The organism is Caballeronia sp. KNU42, assembly GCF_053760385.1.
The window spans coordinates 177,041-195,254 of sequence record NZ_CM132390.1 but is presented as its reverse complement, the minus strand read 5'-3'; the positions used below and the strand labels follow the sequence as shown (position 1 = coordinate 195,254).

The 18,214-nt window shown below is 60.4% G+C and carries 17 protein-coding genes; 10 read left to right on the top strand and 7 right to left on the bottom strand.

The features are described from left to right. Positions 1 to 56 precede the first annotated feature (56 nt). The 4 genes from ACSOSP_RS32320 to hutH all read left to right on the top strand — a co-directional run bounded on the left by ACSOSP_RS32320 (position 57) and on the right by hutH (position 4,630). Positions 57 to 752 (top strand): helix-turn-helix transcriptional regulator, encoded by a 696-nt coding sequence (locus tag ACSOSP_RS32320; RefSeq protein WP_455314738.1) that lies wholly within the window; start codon positions 57 to 59, stop codon positions 750 to 752. 269 nt (positions 753 to 1,021) lie between these two features. Further along, entirely contained in the window at positions 1,022 to 1,873 is an 852-nt protein-coding gene (locus tag ACSOSP_RS32315) for a class I SAM-dependent methyltransferase (RefSeq protein ID WP_455314737.1), read from the top strand. Positions 1,874 to 2,074: 201 nt separating this feature from the next. Beyond that, positions 2,075 to 2,713, top strand: coding sequence for a LysE family translocator (locus ACSOSP_RS32310; protein WP_455314736.1), 639 nt, complete (start codon positions 2,075 to 2,077; stop codon positions 2,711 to 2,713). A 387-nt stretch (positions 2,714 to 3,100) separates the two neighbouring features. Beyond that, positions 3,101 to 4,630 carry a histidine ammonia-lyase gene (hutH, locus tag ACSOSP_RS32305; RefSeq protein ID WP_455314735.1) on the top strand — a complete coding sequence of 510 codons (1,530 nt, stop codon included), beginning with the start codon at positions 3,101 to 3,103 and terminating at the stop codon, positions 4,628 to 4,630. A 40-nt stretch (positions 4,631 to 4,670) separates the two neighbouring features. Here hutH and hutC read toward each other — a convergent pair whose 3' ends face one another. The 5 genes from hutC to ACSOSP_RS32280 form a co-directional block, all read right to left on the bottom strand. Continuing rightward, entirely contained in the window at positions 4,671 to 5,432 is a 762-nt protein-coding gene (gene hutC / locus ACSOSP_RS32300) for a histidine utilization repressor (RefSeq protein WP_455314734.1), read from the bottom strand. A gap of 18 nt (positions 5,433 to 5,450) precedes the next feature. Then, complete coding sequence (locus ACSOSP_RS32295) at positions 5,451 to 6,344, bottom strand: amino acid ABC transporter ATP-binding protein (protein ID WP_455314733.1); 894 nt, start codon at positions 6,342 to 6,344, stop codon at positions 5,451 to 5,453. Between the two features lie 60 nt (positions 6,345 to 6,404). Continuing rightward, positions 6,405 to 7,073 (bottom strand): amino acid ABC transporter permease, encoded by a 669-nt coding sequence (locus ACSOSP_RS32290; protein WP_455314732.1) that lies wholly within the window; start codon positions 7,071 to 7,073, stop codon positions 6,405 to 6,407. Positions 7,074 to 7,076: 3 nt separating this feature from the next. After that, positions 7,077 to 7,727 (bottom strand): amino acid ABC transporter permease, encoded by a 651-nt coding sequence (locus tag ACSOSP_RS32285; RefSeq protein ID WP_455314731.1) that lies wholly within the window; start codon positions 7,725 to 7,727, stop codon positions 7,077 to 7,079. Positions 7,728 to 7,814: 87 nt separating this feature from the next. Continuing rightward, positions 7,815 to 8,642: a transporter substrate-binding domain-containing protein gene (locus ACSOSP_RS32280; RefSeq protein ID WP_455314730.1), complete on the bottom strand. Its 828-nt coding sequence runs from the start codon at positions 8,640 to 8,642 to the stop codon at positions 7,815 to 7,817. A 454-nt stretch (positions 8,643 to 9,096) separates the two neighbouring features. On the opposite strand from ACSOSP_RS32280, the gene ACSOSP_RS32275 reads away from it, so the two are divergent. The 3 genes from ACSOSP_RS32275 to ACSOSP_RS32265 are packed head-to-tail and all read left to right on the top strand — an operon-like array spanning position 9,097 to position 12,618. Beyond that, positions 9,097 to 10,068: an isopenicillin N synthase family dioxygenase gene (locus tag ACSOSP_RS32275; RefSeq protein WP_455314729.1), complete on the top strand. Its 972-nt coding sequence runs from the start codon at positions 9,097 to 9,099 to the stop codon at positions 10,066 to 10,068. After that, a complete protein-coding gene (locus tag ACSOSP_RS32270; protein WP_455314728.1) occupies positions 10,061 to 11,497 on the top strand; it encodes an FAD-binding oxidoreductase in 1,437 nt (478 codons plus the stop codon). Before ACSOSP_RS32275 ends, ACSOSP_RS32270 begins: the two co-directional genes overlap by 8 nt. Beyond that, the gene (locus ACSOSP_RS32265; RefSeq protein WP_455314727.1) at positions 11,494 to 12,618 is read left to right on the top strand and encodes an aminotransferase class I/II-fold pyridoxal phosphate-dependent enzyme; all 1,125 of its coding nucleotides are present in this window, start codon (positions 11,494 to 11,496) and stop codon (positions 12,616 to 12,618) included. The genes ACSOSP_RS32270 and ACSOSP_RS32265 overlap by 4 nt, the downstream gene beginning before the upstream one ends. 60 nt (positions 12,619 to 12,678) lie before the next feature. Here ACSOSP_RS32265 and ACSOSP_RS32260 read toward each other — a convergent pair whose 3' ends face one another. Together ACSOSP_RS32260 and ACSOSP_RS32255 are read right to left on the bottom strand one after the other, a co-directional pair. Further along, positions 12,679 to 14,220 carry an amino acid permease gene (locus ACSOSP_RS32260; protein ID WP_455314726.1) on the bottom strand — a complete coding sequence of 514 codons (1,542 nt, stop codon included), beginning with the start codon at positions 14,218 to 14,220 and terminating at the stop codon, positions 12,679 to 12,681. 59 nt (positions 14,221 to 14,279) lie between these two features. Next, complete coding sequence (locus ACSOSP_RS32255) at positions 14,280 to 15,065, bottom strand: SDR family NAD(P)-dependent oxidoreductase (protein WP_455314725.1); 786 nt, start codon at positions 15,063 to 15,065, stop codon at positions 14,280 to 14,282. Positions 15,066 to 15,354: 289 nt separating this feature from the next. Here ACSOSP_RS32255 and ACSOSP_RS32250 point away from each other — a divergent pair, with 289 nt between their 5' ends. From ACSOSP_RS32250 to ACSOSP_RS32240, 3 genes are all read left to right on the top strand, one after another. Beyond that, on the top strand, positions 15,355 to 16,332 hold the full coding sequence (locus ACSOSP_RS32250; protein WP_455314724.1) for a helix-turn-helix domain-containing protein: 978 nt from the start codon (positions 15,355 to 15,357) through the stop codon (positions 16,330 to 16,332). Between the two features lie 91 nt (positions 16,333 to 16,423). Further along, a complete protein-coding gene (locus tag ACSOSP_RS32245; RefSeq protein WP_455314723.1) occupies positions 16,424 to 17,500 on the top strand; it encodes an alpha/beta fold hydrolase in 1,077 nt (358 codons plus the stop codon). Between the two features lie 68 nt (positions 17,501 to 17,568). Then, positions 17,569 to 18,195: a TetR/AcrR family transcriptional regulator gene (locus ACSOSP_RS32240; protein WP_455314722.1), complete on the top strand. Its 627-nt coding sequence runs from the start codon at positions 17,569 to 17,571 to the stop codon at positions 18,193 to 18,195. The last annotated feature ends 19 nt before the right edge of the window (positions 18,196 to 18,214 follow it).

The following is an 18,214-nucleotide window of genomic DNA, read 5'->3' as shown; positions in this document are numbered from 1 at the left end:
GAAAGGGTGAAGTTCATGGTACGTTTAGCTCCTGTCGAATTTTGCCAGGAGCCAGGGTGTCCCGAACCGCTCGTTTATTGACCTTGCTGGAGAGGCTGCGCGCGAACCGTGTGCCGGTGACTGCGTCCGAACTCGCGTCGGACCTGGCCGTGTCCGAGCGCACGCTGTATCGCGACATCGCGACGCTGATTGAACAAGGCGCACCGATCCACGGCGAAGCGGGCATAGGGTATGTGCTCAGGCCGGGTTTGTTCCTGCCGCCGCTGATGTTGAGCGAGGACGAGATCGATGCCGTGGTGCTGGGTCTGCGCTATGTGGACCAGCGTGGCGATGACGTTTTGCGTAAGGCCGCCGCTCAGGCGCTAGCGAAGATCGATGCGGTATTGAACGCGTCGGGCAAGGATGCCATGCGTGCCCCGACGGTCCATTCCGGTCCTCCTGTGCAAGACTTCCCCGTCAATGCCGTGCCGCTCACGAGCCTGCGCGCGGCTATTCGTGGCCAGTGCAAACTGCGGATTGCTTATTTCGACGGGCAAGGCGAGCCGTCGGAGCGTGTGGTCTGGCCGGTCGTGCTGGGCTTTCTCGACAACGTCCGAATTCTTGGCGCGTGGTGCGAAAAGCGCCAGGATTTCCGTAGTTTTCGCACTGACAGGATCACGTCCGCCGATGAAACCGGCGAGCGGTATCCAGGGGCGAGAGCGGTGTTATTGAGCCGGTACCGGACGCATCTGGCGAAGTCGACGCCTTGGTAGTCGTGAAGGAGCCAGCTTCGTACGGTGACGCTGATCCGGTTGATCGATGATTGCTGTTCGTCAGGCGCAGATTGTGATGATCTGATTCAGTTGCTCGCAGACCGCCGAAAATACTTCATCTGAGACAGATACTCCGCCGAGAATAAAACGCTCCGTGGGGTCAGCGCGCCTGAGTGTGGTATGTCCTGTACTCGGCAATGCGCAGGCACGAGGACAATCCAGCAACAATCCTTGTCTCCCACGAATACGAGAACGAACGACAACAAAAAATGGCAAACGAATTTCACGAGAAAAACCGTCTTTCCTGGGACGCCGCCACGGTCGCGCATAACAGTCACAAGGGCGATCAGGTTGCATTTTTCCGCAACGGCGGTTCAACGCTGTTCCCTGAGGAAATCGAGTTGCTTGGCGGTGTAGATGGTCTGGACCTGCTTCATCTGCAATGCAATTCGGGGCAGGACACCTTGAGTCTTGCACGTTTGGGCGCCAACGTGACCGGTGTCGATATCTCGGACGAAGCCATTCGCTTCGCGCGAAACCTGTCCGCGCAAACAAACATCCCGGCGACATTCCACCGCGCCGACTTGCTGACCTATTTCGCCGAACAGGCCAGCATGCCGGGCCGGTTTGACCGCGTGTTTGCTTCCTATGGAACACTTGGCTGGCTCTCCGATATCGACGCATGGGCGCAAGGCGTGGCGCACTCCCTGAAGCCCGGCGGACGTTTCGTCCTCGTCGAATTCCATCCCTTCGCCATGATCTTCGATGAGCAATGGACAATGCGCTACGACTACTTCGACCAGACACCCATCGTTAGCGACGGCGTCAACGACTACGTCGCGCTGTCCGGCGAAGGACTGGCGCCTGACGGCTACGAGGTGGGCTTCGAGAGCTTCGTGAACCCGCATCCGAGCGTCGAGTTCTTTTGGGGAGTCGGAGACGTTGTTTCGGCGTTGGCCAAAAGTGGGCTGGTCATCGAGCAACTTCGCGAGTATCCGTACGCAAACGGGTGGAAGGGCTTTGACGGCATGCGCGACAGTGGCGGGCGGCGCATGGTGCCTCCGCAAGACATGGTGCGGTTGCCGCTGATGTATGGCATCGCGGCGAGAAGACCGGGGTAATGAACGAATGACGGGAGCGTTTTGGCACCGTGGCTTAGTCTTGGCGAACCCCGCATGCGCGTGGCGCCCGGTCTAAAGAGTTGCGCACGCAAGTCATGACCGGCACTTAACAATCCGCTTCATTTAGAAATATGGCGCCGGGCCGCCCGTGTTATTTTTCTGGAAAGTGCATCTTGTAACCCTACTTCCAGGAGAACGCCAATGACCGCCTTAGCCGCCGTTGCCGCCATACTTGCCGCGCTATTAATGGGGGCAATGAGCCCCGGTCCGAGCTTCGTGCTGGTTGCACGCAACGCGATTGGTCTTTCGCGCACGGACGGATTGGCAACCGCACTCGGCATGGGCGTGGGCGGCGTTTTCTTCAGCGGCATCGCGCTTGCCGGGCTCTATACGCTGCTGTCGGCGGTTGAGTGGCTGTATGTCGGCTTGAAGGTCGCCGGGGGGCTTTACCTGATCTATATCGCGTCGAAGATCTGGCGCGGAGCGTCCAGTCCGCTGGTCGTGGAAGACGGGAGCGTTGCGCTTAACGTTAATCCGCGCAAATCATTCTGGATTGGCCTCACGACGCAACTCAGCAACCCGAAGACTGCCATCTGGTACGGCAGTATCTTTGCCGCCCTGTTGCCGCAACATCCGCCGCTTTGGTGTTACCTCATCCTGCCCCCGATGATCTTCGCGATCGAAGCCGGGTGGTACACCGTTGTCGCCTTGTGTTTCTCCAGCCGCCGTCCGCGCGAGGTCTACCTGCGCGCGAAGAAATGGATCGATCGTATTGCGGCTGGCGCCATTACCGCGCTAGGCCTGCGATTGATCTTCACCGCGCATAAAGCGGGTATCTGACGGCAATGCAACAACAGCCACTGGCGAGCCCTCGTCGTGCGGGCACGTTGCGTGGCTGCTCATTCATGTCCGGTCAGCGGATCGCGCGCAGGGGTACGGGCTTTAGGTGATGCTGTGGTATAGACAGGATAAAGCGGTGGCTTCTTTAGGCTTCAGCTCCCATTCGTAGCCCTGAAATTTCAGGGTTAACCACAATATAGCCGACCTGTAAGCCCGATTATCCCAATACTTCCGCTTGTTTTTCAGAACGCGGCGCCTGCCATCTAAAACCATCGTTCCTCATCCGGACCCTAAAAAACCTCTTGTATATACCGATTTTGTTGTCCTAGACTCGAGGCTATTCTCTTGTATAGACAAGACGAAGGCCAAAGCTAAAAGGACGAATCGATGATCAAGCTCACTCCTGGCAATCTCACACTGCCCCAACTGCGCCGCATCGCGCGGGAACGCGTCCATCTGACGCTGGATCCTGCAAGCCACGCAGCTATCGATGCCTGTGCGAAAGCGGTGGAAGACATCGCTGCGAAGGGTCTGCCGGCCTACGGCATTAACACGGGTTTCGGGCGGCTGGCGAACACGCACATTCCCGCCGATCAGCTTGAGCTCCTGCAGCGCAACCTCGTGTTGTCTCACGCGGTAGGCGTAGGTGAGCCGATGTCGCCGCCCGTCGTTCGCCTGCTGATGGCGTTGAAACTGTCGAGCCTCGGGCGCGGCCACTCGGGGATCAGGCGCGTTGTCATGGACGCCATGATCACGTTATTCAACGCGGATATCCTGCCGGTCATTCCCGTGAAAGGTTCTGTGGGCGCATCGGGCGACCTCGCGCCGCTCGCGCATATGTCGGGCGTGTTGCTGGGCATTGGCGAGGTGTTTATCGAAGGCAAGCAGGTTCCTGCCGTCGATGGACTGAAAGCCGCCGGCCTCGCACCGCTGACGTTGCAGGCCAAGGAAGGTCTCGCGCTGCTCAATGGCACGCAGGCTTCAACGGCGCTCGCTCTGTACAACATGTTCGCGATCGAAGACTTGTACCGCACGGGACTGGTGTCGGGCGCGCTGTCGGTCGATGCCGCCGAAGGTTCAGTCAAGCCCTTCGACGCCCGCATCCACGCGCTGCGTGGACACGCCGGACAGATCGATGCGGCGGCTGCCTATCGCACGTTGCTGGAAGGTTCCGCTATCAACATCTCGCACGCAGGTTGCGACAAGGTGCAGGACCCGTACAGCCTGCGTTGCCAGCCGCAAGTCATGGGCGCGTGCCTCGACCAGATGCGTCACGCAGCCGATGTCCTGTTGATCGAAGCGAATGCTGTATCGGACAACCCGCTGATCTTCCCGGACACGGGTGAAGTGCTCTCAGGCGGCAACTTTCACGCGGAGCCCGTTGCTTTCGCCGCCGATAACCTCGCCATCGCTGCCGCCGAAATTGGCGCGTTGGCAGAGCGCCGGATCGCATTGCTGATCGATGCAACGCTCTCGGGTTTGCCACCGTTTCTCGTTCGCGATGGCGGCGTGAATTCGGGCTTCATGATCGCGCATGTGACGGCTGCCGCGCTCGCGTCGGAGAACAAGACCTACGCGCATCCGGCGTCCGTCGACTCGTTGCCGACATCGGCGAATCAGGAAGATCACGTCTCCATGGCGACGTTCGCGGCCCGCAAGCTTGGTTATATTGCGGAGAACGTGGCGCATATTCTCGCCATCGAATTGCTCGCGGCCGCACAAGGCGTCGACCTGCGCGCGCCGCATCAGACGAGTCCGCGTCTGCAACCGGTCATGCAATCGATTCGCGCGGACGTCGAACATTACGCGCTCGATCATTACTTCGCACCGGACATCGTGTCAGTGGCGAAGCAGGTGACAAGCGGAATGATTGCCGCATTCTGCCCGCTGCATTTCGCCTCGGAAGGGGTGGCTTAAACTCAAACTTACGCTCAAGCACGTGCGGTCGCAGCGGCAATCAACTCTGCCGCTGCATGTTGTCAGCGCTGAACCTGCATCCCAGCCGATACCGCGTCCCCGGATGCACGAAGCGCGCGAACGTCACCGCTACGTTATTCGCCCACGTCCGTCGCACGAGCGTCAGACACGGCTGGTCCGGGCCGATCTCAAGGAGTTTCGCATCCGCACGCGAGGGCAGCACGGCGTCGACGACGTGCTCGACCTCGTGCGCCGGCACGGTATTGAACAGATACTCCGAGGGCCGCACCGTCGCGAAATCCTGCTCGAGGAAAAGCGGCGCGACATCGGGGTTCACGTAACGATCTTCGAGCTGCACCGGCACGCCATTCTCGCGATGCACGCACACCACATGAAATACCGACGCGCCCGGCGCGAGTCCGAGTGCTGCCGATACATCACTGGCCGCAGCCTCACGCGCAGCATGCACGATCGCATAACCGTACTCGTGTCCGCGCGCGCGAATTTCATCGCCTATGTGCGCGATCATGAGCAAGGTGGACTGCGGTTTTTCTTCCGCGATAAACGTCCCCACGCCTGAGAAGCGCGTCAGCACGCCTTGCTCGGTGAGCTCGCGCAGCGCGCGATTGATCGTCATGCGCGATACGCCCAGCTCGCCCACCAGAGTCATCTCCGATGGAATCCGGTCGCCGGGTCGCCACTCGCCGGAGAGGATGCGCGTGCGGATATGTTCCTTCACACGCTCGTAGCGCGCGAGCGGCGCGGTGGCGGATGCCGGGTTCGAAAGGCTGGTTGTATTCATGTCTCGCTCATGTTCCGCTTATGTTGCTTGATATCCTGCCGATTCAGTACTCACGTGAACCGCACTCGCCGATGGTTCCTCCGGTTCCCGTCGCGCCCAGAAAGCGTTCCGGTCGAGATAGTTCTGGAGAAACTGTTTGAGCCTCGGCTGCTGTGCGTTGTGAAACACGTCCTCGGGAGATCCTTGCGCCTCGATTTTGCCATGATCGATGAAGACGACCGTATCCGCGACCTGCGCGGCGAAGCCCATTTCATGCGTGACGATCACCATCGTCATGCCGTCGTTCGCGAGGTTCTTCATCACTTGCAGCACTTCGCCGACCAGCTCGGGATCGAGCGCGGAGGTAGGTTCGTCGAACAGCATGATGTGCGGTTCCATCGCCAGCGCCCGCGCAATGGCCACACGTTGCTGCTGCCCGCCGGAGAGCCGCGCCGGATGATTGTCCGCGCGCTCGGCGAGACCGACCTTGTCGAGCATGGCCAGCGCCCGCTTGCGAGCCTCGGCCTTGGAGAGCTTGCGCACGCGCACCAGCGCCTCGGCCACGTTTTCAACGGCCGTCATATGAGGCCACAGGTTGAACTGCTGGAACACCATGCCCACGTTGCGCCGCACGCGATTGATCTCCGCCTGCGGCGCGCGCACGCGCCGGCCGTTGCGGTCGGTGACGTAGCCGATCAATTCGCCTTCGATATAGATCTCGCCCTCGCTGTATTCCTCGAGGAATGCAAGCGAACGCAGCAGGGTGCTTTTCCCCGAACCCGATGGTCCGATGATGCAGGTCACCTCCGACTTGCGCACGGCGAGCGAGACATCGTCCAGCACTTTCAGCGCGCCGAAATGCTTGCCGACATGCCGTGCATCGACAAGATATTCGGCGGGCGTCAGCGTGTTGCCAGAATTCGGTTTCTTCATGATTCAGCGCTCAGTTTGAGGGGAGCCAACGCGCGGTCAACGCATGAGTCAACGCATGAGTCAACGCGTGAGGAAGCGGCCTACGCGGATTTCGACCCACTGTCCGGCTCGCGACGCCACTTCGACGAGCACGAGATAACACACGCACAACGCGAGCAAGGTTTCGACGAACGCAAACCGCTCCGAGCCAATACCGGTCAGCACGAACGTCAGCTCCGGCACGGTGACGACCGACAGCACTGCGGTTTCCTTGCTCAGCACAATGATCAGGTTGGTCAGCGCCGGCACGATGATGACCAGCATCTGCGGCAACTGTACGCGCATGATGACCTGCAGCCGCGTGAAGCCGAGGCACTCGGCGGCTTCTATATGACCTCGCGGCACCGACGTAAAGCCGGAACGGAACGCTTCCGCGAAATACGCGCTGCCATAGAGCCCCAGTCCGACGATGCCGGCTGTCAGCGGTTCAAGCGAAAGCCCGAGTGAAGGCCCACCGTAATACAGCACGAAAAGCTGCACGAGAAACGGCGTTCCCCGGAACACTTCTATGTACGCACGCAAGAACCCGCGTATCCATTTGCCGCAGAAGATCTGCAGCAACGCGACGGCGAAACCGATCGCCATGCCGATCATCACGCCGCCGATCCACACGCCGATAGTTGTCGCAAACCCTTCGGTGAGGGCGGGCAGGGAGTCGGTCAGAACCGTGGGGTCGAATTGAATGGCCATGGCTTATGCGCGCTCCATGCGGCGTTCGGCGCGATGCCCGGCCAGCGACAACGCCCCGTTGATCACCAGGTACACCAGACCGGCGGCAACATATGCCTCCAGCGGGCGATACGTGCTCGCGGCAATGTTCTGCGCGGTGCGCGTGATATCGGCGACACCGACGACCGAGATCAGCGACGACGCCTTCACCAGCATCACCATCTCGTTGACGAGCGAGGGCATGGTCGTGCGTAGCGCCTGGGGCACCTCTATCCGCACGACGGCATGCAACCGCGATAAACCAAGCAACTGCGCGGCTTCAAGCTGCCCATGCGGAATGCCGATAAAACCACCCCGCAGGATCTCCGCGAGATAAGCGGCTTCGCACAAGGAAACGGCAGCGGCCGCGGCCACGAGCGGGGGCACGTTGATGCCGAGGAAGGGCAGGAAATAGTAGGTCAGAAGAAGCTGCACGAGCAGCGGCACGCCGCGAAAGAAGCCGACATAAGCACCTCCGAGCTTTGAGACGAAGAGGTTCTTCGAAAGCCGGGCGCTGCACACGGCGATGGCAATAATGAAGCCGACAACCAACCCCACGAGCGAAATCAGGACCGTGGCTTGCGCGGCCTTGATCAGATAGGGAAGAGCATCGAGCAACGCGTGAAGGCTGAACATGAGCTGTCCGGCAAGGATCAAGACAAGAAGCAAGGCGCTAAAGCCAAAGCGCCTTGCAGGGCATCAATGGTTCGCTGATCCAACCGTTCAATAGTTGGGCACCGGCATGGTGGTGGGCGTGTCCATGGCGACACCGAACCACTTCTTCTGCAGCGCAGCGAGACGGCCATCGCCGTGCATCTTGACGATCGACTGATTGATCGCATCGAGAAGCGGCTTGCTGTCCGCGTCCTTGCGGCCGAGGAAAGCGAAATACACCTTCGTGCCGAACGGTGGCTGAACGACCGCGAACGTGTCCGGACGCTGGCGCGCTACATACGCGATATTCGGCAGCGAATTGCCCACGGCGACAATCCGGCCGGCGGCAAGATCCGCATAGGCCTGGTTATTGTCGATGTACTCACGCACGCTGGTCTTGCCCGGCAGCGTGGCGACGTACTGCTTCAACTGGTCGAGTTGGGCGGTGGCCTTGCCGCCGCCGACAGTCTTGCCGGCGACGTCCGCGTTCGTCTTGATGCTGGTGTCGTTCGCGCGCTTGAGGAGAGCAACCGTGCCGTCGGCAATTGGCAGGGTGAACTCATAACGTTCCATGCGCGCCTTCGTGATGGTCACCGGACCGCTGACAATATCGAACTTGCCGGCTTCGAGTCCCGGCAACACGCTCGGCCACGGCAAGTCGATGGAGCGCACCTTCACGCCGAGGTCCTTCGAGAGCTCGGCGAAGAAATCCTTGTTGAAACCTTGTTGCTGTCCGTTTTCCAGGAAGTCGAACGGTGCGAACTGCATCTCGGTTCCGACCACCAGTTCACCGGCCTTCTTGACCTTCGCCAACTGGTCTTCCGCATGCGCCGAAACCGCCGTCGCGACCAGCGCGGCCACGAGCAGACGACCCTTCCACTTCGAGACAAAATTCATTGTTGGACTCCCTTAGTTAAAAGAACACCCAAGAACACCCGGCTTGGGGCAAAGGTGCGAACCGGTGCGCCGACCTGCTTGTGGTGCGATTCAGTATATACCGTCAATTTGCATTGCCAAGCGTGTCAAAAATACTTTTGACCGCACCATGTCGAGGCTTACGAACATCGCGCAAACGCCGGGTTGCACTTCGCTAATTGGCGGTATATACAGACACTTGATGTGGATTCTGACGGGCGCTGATGGCTTATCCGCAGACGCTTGCGGCCAGGTCCAGGCAGAGCGATGCCGGTCGTGACCGGTCGCCTGCAGAGATGGCATGGCGCCGCGCAGTGAAACGGTTTTTGGATTGGCCGCGCGCTTAGCGCCGGTTCGGCATGTTGTCCGCCGCAAACGTGCAGAGGCTCATTCGGCCCGCACGGTATAGACGGCGATAAAACTTCGGAGCACCTGGATGACCTCGACTTCTCACATCCCCGTCGTCGATCTGGCGGCCGTTCGTGCGCTGGATCCCGCTGGCTTGCGCGAGGCCGCCGCGGCGATCCGCGACGCGTGCACGAGCATCGGTTTTTTCTACATCAGCAATCACGGCGTGCCAACCGATGTACTCGAAGGCGCGGTGAAAGCGGCGCGCGAATTCTTTGCTTATCCGGCAGATGTGAAGCGGCGGGCCGCGGTGAATCATCGGCATCGCGGCTTTAATGCGCTAGGCGACGCCGTCATGTATCAGGCCACCAAACCTGACTACAAGGAATTTTTCAGCATTGGCCTGGAGTTGCCGGAAGACGATCCGAGCGTGCTGGCAGGCGAAGCGCTGCGTGGCCCGAACAACTGGCCTGACTTCATGCCTTCGCTGCAACCGGCGCTTTATGGGTACTACGAAGCGATTGGCGCATGCGGCGCGGATTTGTTGCGTGCGGTGGCGGTGAGCCTGGACATCGATGAAATGTTTTTCGTGAGCAAATACACGAAGCGCATGCAGCGCACGCAGATGGTCTATTACCCGCCGCAAGCGCCCAAGTCCGACGCGGATCAGTTCGGCGTCGCGCCGCACACGGACTACGGCTGCATCACGCTGCTGTGGCAGGACAACGTGGGCGGTTTGCAGGTGAAGGAGCTTGCAACCGATAGCTGGATCGACGCGCCGCCCATTCCGGGGACGCTGGTGGTGAACGTGGGTGACTTGCTTGCGCGCTGGTCGAACGATCGTTTTCGGTCGACGTTGCATCGCGTCATCAATGCATCCGGGCAGGAGCGATATTCGATCGCGACCTTCTACGATCCAACCTATGGCGCAAGCGTGGACCCGCGCGATCTGGGTCTTGAGGGCGTGCAGCCGTTGTACGAACCGGTGGCTGCGGGTGACTACATCCTGGGGCGGATCAACGATTCCATGGGTTATCGAAAGAAGCGCGCGAATGGCTGAGCAGACGATGAAGCACATAGTAGAGACGCTGATTGATGCGCTCGGCACGGAGTCCGTGCGATTTGGCGATGCCATTGAACCGCGCTATCTGGGCGACTGGAGTGGTCGCTCGCCGGTGCCGCCGGTGGCGGTAGTGCTGCCGCGTTCGACCGCCGAAGTGGCCACTGTGCTGCGCCTTTGCAACGAAGCGCGCCAAAGTGTTGTCCCGCAGGGCGGCATGACCGGGCTGGCGGGCGGCGCCATTCCTTGCGGCGGGGATATCTGCCTGTCGCTCGAACGGCTGGTTGGTATCGAAGAGCTCGATCGTGCGGCTGCGACCATGACGGTACTCGCTGGCACCACATTGCAAACCGTGCAGGACGCCGCGCAGGAAGCGGGTTTTGAATTTGCATTGGATCTTGGTGCGCGCGGCTCGTGTCAGATCGGCGGCAACCTCGCGACCAACGCAGGCGGCGTGCGCGTGCTGCAGTCGGGCACGGCGCGGGACCAGGTGCTCGGACTCGAAGCGGTGCTCGCTGATGGCAGCGTGCTCAGTTCATTGAACAAGATGGTCAAGAACAATACGGGCTACGACCTGCGCAACTTGTTCATCGGTTCGGAGGGAACGCTTGGGGTTATCACGCGGGCGGTATTGCGTTTGAAACCACGCCGCGCCGCGCGCAACACTGCGCTGTGCGCTTTGAAAGATTACGACGATGCGGTCGCGCTGCTGCGCTCACTGCAGGCCACGTTCGGCGATGAAATCGGCGCGTTCGAAATCATGTGGCCGGAGTTCTACGATTTCGGTGTAGGGCTGACACGCTCCCGGCAATCGCCGCTCGGTCAGGCGTATCCGCTCTATGCGTTGATCGAACAAGCCGGGTTCTCCGACGATCATGGCGAGCGGTTCGCCGCGGCGCTCAACACGCGGCTTGAAGCGGGCGTGGTGCTGGACGCGGTTGTCGCGCAGTCACAAGCGGAAACTCAAGCGCTGTGGGCGATTCGCGAGGCGACGGCCGAGTTGCCGGTGAAGATCGAGCCGATCAATTTCGATGTGAGCTTGCCGATAGGCGAGATCGGTCATTTCGTCGATGCCTGCCGCAAGGACTTCGCTGCACGCTGGCCGACGCATTACGGTTTGTATTTCGGCCACATAGGCGACTCGAACCTGCATGTCACGATCGATGCGCGATCAGTCCCCGGCGTGACGGTGGAAGAGGTCGACCTCGCGCTGTACGGCATGGTGCGCGACTACGGCGGGTCGATCTCTGCGGAACACGGGATCGGTGTGCTTAAACGGCCTTTTCTTGGCTATTCGCGCAGCCCCGCCGAACTTGCCTGCATGCAGGCGATCAAGCATGCCCTCGATCCGCACGGCATCCTCAATCCCGGCAAGGTGCTGCCTGCCGTGGGCGATCGAGACGCTCGAAACGAACAAGGAACTCCATGAGCGTGACTGCTTTTATAGAAAGCCTGCGTGCTGAAGTGCGCGGCCTGCCTGCTTACAACGCGGGGTTATCGGGGGAATTCGTGCGGGCGCATTATGGCGTCTCGCATGTCGCCAAGCTCGGCAGCAATGAAAATCCGCGCGGGGCGAGCGCGGCCGTGCTTGCGCATCTTGCCCAATTCACGACGGCCGGCACGCTTGCTCTTTATCCCGATCCTTCATGCAGCGCGTTGCGTGCGCTGATTGCTGAGAGGCTTGCCGTCGATCCGGAGCAGTTGCTGTTCGGCAACGGTTCCGAGGACTTGCTGGCGATTGCCGCCCATACGTTCCTTGGCGCCGGCGATGAAGTGGTCACGGGAATCCCGTCGTTTGGCTTGCACATCATCTATCCGCAAAGTGTTGGCGCGAAGGTTACGACCGTGCCGATGCGCTCCGACTTCGAATTCGATGTGGACGCGTTGATCGACGCAATTTCGCCGCGTACGCGCATGTTGATTATCAGTAATCCTAGTAATCCAGTGGGTTGCGCGATGGATACCGCTGAAATGCGCCGCCTGTTGAGTGCGGTTTCGCCGGGCACGCTGGTGTTGTGGGACGAGGCCTATTTCGAATACGCAGCCGACGAAGACGGTTACCCGGACAGTCTCGCTGTTCTGCGTGAATCAGGTTTGCCGTGGCTGTTGCTGCGCACTTTTTCGAAGGCTTACGGATTGGCCGCGTTACGGGTGGGCTACGGCGTGGCGTCGGCGCCTGAACTCGCGGGGCTGATGAATCGCGTGCGTACGCCATTCAATATCAATCAGATTGCGCAGCAGGCTGCGGCTGTGGCGTTCGGCGATCAGGAGCATGTTGCAGCGAGCGTGGCGGATGCTCGCTCCGGTCGCGAATGGATGCGCGCTGCATTAGTTGGCCTGGGTGTGAAGCCTGCGCGTTCGCGGGCGAACTTCCTGTTCTTCGATTGCGGCGAGGACGCGGCCAGGCTCGCTGGCCGGATGCTGGAAGATGGGGTGATTGTGAAGCCTTGGCGCGAGCAGGGTTATGAAACCTGCATGCGCGTCAGCGTTGGAAGCGCCTCGGATAACGCTTTGTTTATCCAGTCGTTTGAACGGCGACGGGGCGACTAGAGGGTTCGCATGGGTTCGCGCCGGCAGAACCTCAATCGGTTCACCGGCGCGCTCCACAACCTACTCCACGTTCTCTTCCAACTGCGCTTCAAGCCCGACAATCTTCTCCTGCCGCTCCTTCGACAGATTGCCTACTGGCGGCCCGGCGAAACTCTTGCGCACGCCTGCGCCGTACCAGATCAGCATCAGCACCGCGAGCAAGCCGACAATCACATAGATCACTTTTTCGTTCGGCGGCTGGATACCCACATAAGCCAAAATCAGCGCACCGATAACGGCCGCAACAGCAAACGGCTTCGACCAGATGCCCAACTGGAAGGGTCCTTTCTCGGTCCACGTCTTGCCTTCCGCGAAGATCCCGGCAGCTACCGGCATCGCATACGAGATGAACAGGAACACCGCGCTGCCTGCGCTCAACACCGAGAAGGCATCGCCGTACAACGTGATGACAATGGCCAGCACGGCAGACACCCAGATCGCCGTGCCCGGCGTCCGATGTGCATTCACCTTGCGCAGGAACTTCGACCCCGGCAGGCCGCCGTCACGAGCGAACGCGAACATCATTCGTGACGTCGATGTCACCGCGGCAAGTCCGCAAACATAGTTGATGAAGAACAGCAGCAACTCGATCACGATTCGCAGCGGTCCGGGGATCGGCGCGAGGATGGCTTCAAAGAATCCGGTGCCCTGCTTGATCGCCGCGCCAATGTCCGGCATCACCAGCACGAACGAGCAGACCAGCACATATCCAAACAACGTCGACCACAGAACCGACTTGACGATCCCGCGCGGCACGTTGCGCGCAGCATCGTGAGTTTCCTCCGATGTGTGCGCAGAGGCATCGAAACCGGTGATCGTATAGGCGGTCAGCAGCAGCCCCGAAAGGAACGCCATGGCCATGGTTTGCGCGGGCCATTGTCCGCCATCCACACCCGTGAAATTCTTGAAAGTCACGAGCCGCGCAAAATCCACCTTGACCGGCGAGTAGATCACCAGCGAAGCCACCAGGATCACTGTCACGACGAAGATCAGGTAGCCCGAGACATCGGTGATCTTGCTGGCGATCCGGATGCCACGATGATTCAGGAAAGCCTGTGACGCGGTAATCAATGTAAGAAATATGGTCTGATGCCACCAGCCTAGTGCCTCAGGCTTGACGCCGAACATCGGGGCGATGAGGGTGCGGAAGAACGGGTCCCACGTACCGAAGTTGATGGCCGCGACCACGAACACGAGTCCGAGCAGATTGAACCAGGCTGTAAGCCAGCCCCAGGTCTTGCCGCCCAGGATCGAACTCCAGTGATACAGGCCACCGGCCGTCGGATAAGACGACGCGATCTGCGCCATCGCGGCGGCAACCACGAGCGCGAAGACAGACCCGAGCGGCCAGCCCAGTCCGATCGACGCTCCGCCGGCCGCGCTGAGTCCAAGCTGGAACGAGGTGATTCCGCCAGAGAGGATGCAGATGAGCGAGAACGATACGGCGAAGTTGGAGAACGCCCCCATGCGGCGGGAGAGCTCCTGCGCATACCCCATTTTGTGCAGCAATGAAACGTCGCTATCCGCGCTCGCGGGCGGCGGAACTGCCGTATTGATGTCCATGATGACGGGTCCTTATGGCTGACGTTGCTGAATGAAGCCGCGCAAACAGAGTTGTAAACTCACGCGGCGGTAAAGCAGTTATCGACGTAGAGGTGCGCGCCGTTGATGAAACTGGCGTCGTCGCTGGCAAGAAAAAGCGCTGCCTTGGCGACTTCCTCGGGCGCGCACAGACGGCCCTGCTGAAGCGAGAGCGCTGCTTCGCTTGCATCGAAACCGTATTGCGCGAGCGCTGCGATTTCACGCTGCCCGTGCGGGGTATCGATGAAACCCGGGCACACCGCATTGCAACGAATCCCGCGCTCGCGATACTCCACGGCAATCGCCCGCGCGAACATCGCGCATGCGCCCTTGGTGGTGCAATACAGCACTTCGAGCGGTGTGGCCGCCGTCGACGAGATCGACGCCGTGCAGACAATCGAGCCGCCGCCCGCGCGAAGCATGTGCGGCAGCACGGCACGGGTCATCGTGAACATACTCTTGACATTGACGTCCATAAGCCATTGGTAGTCCTCGTCTGTGGTATCGAGGAACGGTTTGACGACAATGCTGCCTGCGTGATTGAACAGCACGTCGATCGTGCCGAAGCGCTCGGCGATCCGTGCCACGGCGGTTTCAACCTGATCGGTCTTTGCGACATCGGCCCTGAAGAACTCGGCCACGCCACCGCGCTCGCGAATCTGCGCGGCGACCTGCGTGCCGGCATCGGCGTTGATATCGACAATCGCGACCTGCGCGCCTTCCCTGGCGAACAACACGGAGGCAGCACCGCCGCAACCGGTGGCCCCCCCCGATACGATCGCGATCTTGCCCGCGAGTTTTCCGCCAGCAGACTCGAATTTGCCCATTCCTGACCTCTCGTTGTTTATGCTTTATTTAGGCTAGGCGCGACACAATTTACGCACTATCCAAAATTGGCAATGAAGCGGAATAGACGGCAGAAAATCTGCAAACGGCGTCATACGAACGCTCGAAGGCCGGCCGGGCAGGGTTTTCAGCGATGGGCGCAGGCATGCGCAACGCTTACCGTGGCGCACGATACAAGGCCGGCGGCGTCAGAATCAGGCGTAGGGATTTTTGCTCCGCCTTTTAATCGTTTACACTTTTTTGACGCGTACCGTCCGCCAGGGAGTTCTTATGCAAGCGGTCCAACCGGTGCGTCCGGCCGTCGATATCCATTGCTGCCGGAGCATTGACGAGCAGGCCGGGCTGCTCGAAAGCTGGAACCAGACCTACTGCCAGATCTCGCGGGGCGCTTTCGACGGCTCGGTCAGCTCCGTGCATGCGGGCGCCGTGCGAATTCTCGTTGAGCGCATGAACCGGACGGTGTACCAGCGCGGCTGCGTGGATGGTTCGCGGATCGCCGTGGGCATTCCGTTCCAGCTCGAAGGCCATGCGTTGTTGTGCGGGCAGGTGAGTCATCTTGACGGCTTGCATCTCTTCTCCGGTCCCGGAGGCTTTGAATTTCTATCGCCCGACAAGCATGTGGTCGTGAATCTGGAGATAGCGCCTCTGGAGTTGTCCGACCCGCTGCTTCGCCTCGCGATGGACAACGTTCAGCAAGCGCTTGGCAACCAGCCCGGCGTGCTCAACGCCGATCCGCTCCGTTTGCAGGCGTTCAGGGGCACGCTGGCGGCTCTCCTGGACGCGGTTACGTCCAGCCCATCGACGCTCGCCGACCCGAGCGTGTGCGCGAGTTTTGAACGTACTGTGATCGTGGGGCTATCCGGCTTGCTGGCCGATGTCGGCGATACCGACACGCGTACCGGAGCATCACGCAACTGGAAGCTGGTGGGCGCCGTGCGTGAACTGGTGGAAGCGTCGGCGGACTGCCCGCTGTCGGTTGCTGACCTGTGCTTGCGGCTGGGCGTCAGCCGGCGCACGGTCCAGTATGCATTCGATGAAATCCTCGGCACGAATCCGGCTTCGTACCTGCGAGCAGTGCGGCTCGATCGCGTCCGCAAGGACCTGCTGCTCGCCGGCTCCGTCACCGACGCGGCGACCCGTTGGGGCTTCTGGCACTTCGGCCATTTCTCCAACGACTATCGCGAGCAGTTTGGCGAATTGCCGTCGCAGACATTGCGGCGCTTGCGTAACGGGGCGGGGCGCGCTTAAGCGTTCGAGTTTGCCCCGACGTCGAAATACGCCTATGCCGGTGAGGATCGGCCTAAACTAAAAGATCAGATCTCAATCAAGCGAGGAGACCATGCGCTCCCTCCTGCTCGCACTTGCTTTGGCGTGTTTCGTCTCTCATGCCGGTGCGCAACAGCCTCCGTTATACGAACAATCCGGCGACTTCGTTGCTACCGGTTTTCACTTCGAAGACGGCTCTTCGCTGCCCCAGGTCAAGCTCCATTACGTCACGCTCGGCGTACCCCATTGCGACGGCAACGGGCACTTCACCAACGTCGTCTTGCTGCTGCACGGTACGACCGACACCGGCCGCGCATTCCTTACGGCAGCTATGCGCCAAGAACTGTTCGGCCCCGGCCAGCCGCTCGATATAAGCCGTTATTTCATCATCATTCCGGACGGGCTGGGTCGGGGCGGCTCAAGCAAACCCAGCGACGGGCTGCGGGCGAAGTTTCCAGAATACGGATACAACGACGTCGTTCAGGCGCAGTACCTGCTCGTCACGCAAGGACTGGGCATCGACCATGTGCGCCTGGTGCTTGGTACGTCGATGGGCGGAATGCAGACGTGGCTTTGGGGCGAACGCTACCCGGACATGATGGACGGCCTCATGCCGATCGCGAGCCAACCGGTTGCGCTCACGGGACGCAATGGTTTTTGGCGGCAAATGATTATCGACGCCATCCGTCGGGATCCCGAATGGAACGACGGCAACTACCTGCACCAGCCAATTCAATGGTTGCGCGCCATGCCGGTCTTTACGCTGATCACGAGGAACCCCGCACGCATGCAAGCGTTATCGCCTACTCCCGGCACCGCCCGATGGTCCTATGACGCCGCCGTCTACAGCGGCCGTCAGTACGACGCCAACGACGTGATGTACTGGTTCGAGTCTTCGTGGGACTACAACCCCGAAGCGGCGCTTGGGGCGATCAAGGCGCCACTCTTCGCCCTGAACTTTTCCGATGACCTGTTGAACCCGACCGATCTTGGAACCATGCAGCGTCTCGTACCGCAAGTACCGCATGGACACTTTGTCGAGATGCCCGAGAGCGAGCGCTCTTACGGCAATGAAACGATTGACCATCCCGAGGTGTGGAAAAGCTATGTCGCGGAGTTTCTCCAGAGCTTGCCGCCGCAGAAGCAGTGAAGTGGATCGAGCTTAGCTTCTCGGCAAATCATCTTGATTTATTGACCACGCAGTCATAAACTCACGGCATGAGTTCCTATTCCAGTCCGAAGAAGGCGGCATCTGCCATGCAGCGTGGGAGACCGCGCGAGTTCGACGTTGCTTCGGTGTCCGAGGCCGCCGGTCGCGTGTTCTGGGAGCGTGGCTATCACGCGACCTCGCTGGACGATCTTACCGAGGCAACGGGTCTGCTTCGCGGTAGTCTTTACAGCGCTTTTGGCGACAAGCGCGGCATGTTGCTGGCCGCGCTGGACTACTACGCCGAAGGGGCGGTGGCGAGGTTGTCAGAACGGTTGAATTCGGGTCTTCCTCCTCACGAAGCGTTACGTGAAGCCTTGCTTCACCATACCCGCGTGGTCTCCGCGCTGACCGGCATACCCGGCTGCTTCATTACCAATACCACCCTTGAGATGGTCCCTAGCGACCCCGACGTGACCTGGCGGATCGAGTCGATCATGCGGCGGATATCAACATTGCTCGCGGCGGCCGTCATTCGCGGACAAGCGGAAGGGGTCTTCAATCCGGGACTCAATGAAAAAGCGGTAGGTGACTTCCTGCTGTGCATGACGCAGGGCTTGAGGGTGCTCGGCAAGGTCGTGCATGAAGAGGAGCGGCTGACTGCAGCCGTCGATATCGCCATGCGCGCATTGAGCTGATTTTTTTATTTATTTATTG

Coding starts and splice junctions, on each gene's coding strand:
- ACSOSP_RS32315 (WP_455314737.1), top strand. CDS start 1,022: ATGGCAAACGAATTTCACGAGAAAAACCGTCTTTCCTGGGACGCCGCC.
- ACSOSP_RS32310 (WP_455314736.1), top strand. CDS start 2,075: ATGACCGCCTTAGCCGCCGTTGCCGCCATACTTGCCGCGCTATTAATG.
- hutH (WP_455314735.1), top strand. CDS start 3,101: ATGATCAAGCTCACTCCTGGCAATCTCACACTGCCCCAACTGCGCCGC.
- hutC (WP_455314734.1), bottom strand. CDS start 5,432: ATGAATACAACCAGCCTTTCGAACCCGGCATCCGCCACCGCGCCGCTC.
- ACSOSP_RS32295 (WP_455314733.1), bottom strand. CDS start 6,344: ATGAAGAAACCGAATTCTGGCAACACGCTGACGCCCGCCGAATATCTT.
- ACSOSP_RS32290 (WP_455314732.1), bottom strand. CDS start 7,073: ATGGCCATTCAATTCGACCCCACGGTTCTGACCGACTCCCTGCCCGCC.
- ACSOSP_RS32285 (WP_455314731.1), bottom strand. CDS start 7,727: ATGTTCAGCCTTCACGCGTTGCTCGATGCTCTTCCCTATCTGATCAAG.
- ACSOSP_RS32280 (WP_455314730.1), bottom strand. CDS start 8,642: ATGAATTTTGTCTCGAAGTGGAAGGGTCGTCTGCTCGTGGCCGCGCTG.
- ACSOSP_RS32275 (WP_455314729.1), top strand. CDS start 9,097: ATGACCTCGACTTCTCACATCCCCGTCGTCGATCTGGCGGCCGTTCGT.
- ACSOSP_RS32270 (WP_455314728.1), top strand. CDS start 10,061: ATGGCTGAGCAGACGATGAAGCACATAGTAGAGACGCTGATTGATGCG.
- ACSOSP_RS32265 (WP_455314727.1), top strand. CDS start 11,494: ATGAGCGTGACTGCTTTTATAGAAAGCCTGCGTGCTGAAGTGCGCGGC.
- ACSOSP_RS32260 (WP_455314726.1), bottom strand. CDS start 14,220: ATGGACATCAATACGGCAGTTCCGCCGCCCGCGAGCGCGGATAGCGAC.
- ACSOSP_RS32255 (WP_455314725.1), bottom strand. CDS start 15,065: ATGGGCAAATTCGAGTCTGCTGGCGGAAAACTCGCGGGCAAGATCGCG.
- ACSOSP_RS32250 (WP_455314724.1), top strand. CDS start 15,355: ATGCAAGCGGTCCAACCGGTGCGTCCGGCCGTCGATATCCATTGCTGC.
- ACSOSP_RS32245 (WP_455314723.1), top strand. CDS start 16,424: ATGCGCTCCCTCCTGCTCGCACTTGCTTTGGCGTGTTTCGTCTCTCAT.
- ACSOSP_RS32240 (WP_455314722.1), top strand. CDS start 17,569: ATGAGTTCCTATTCCAGTCCGAAGAAGGCGGCATCTGCCATGCAGCGT.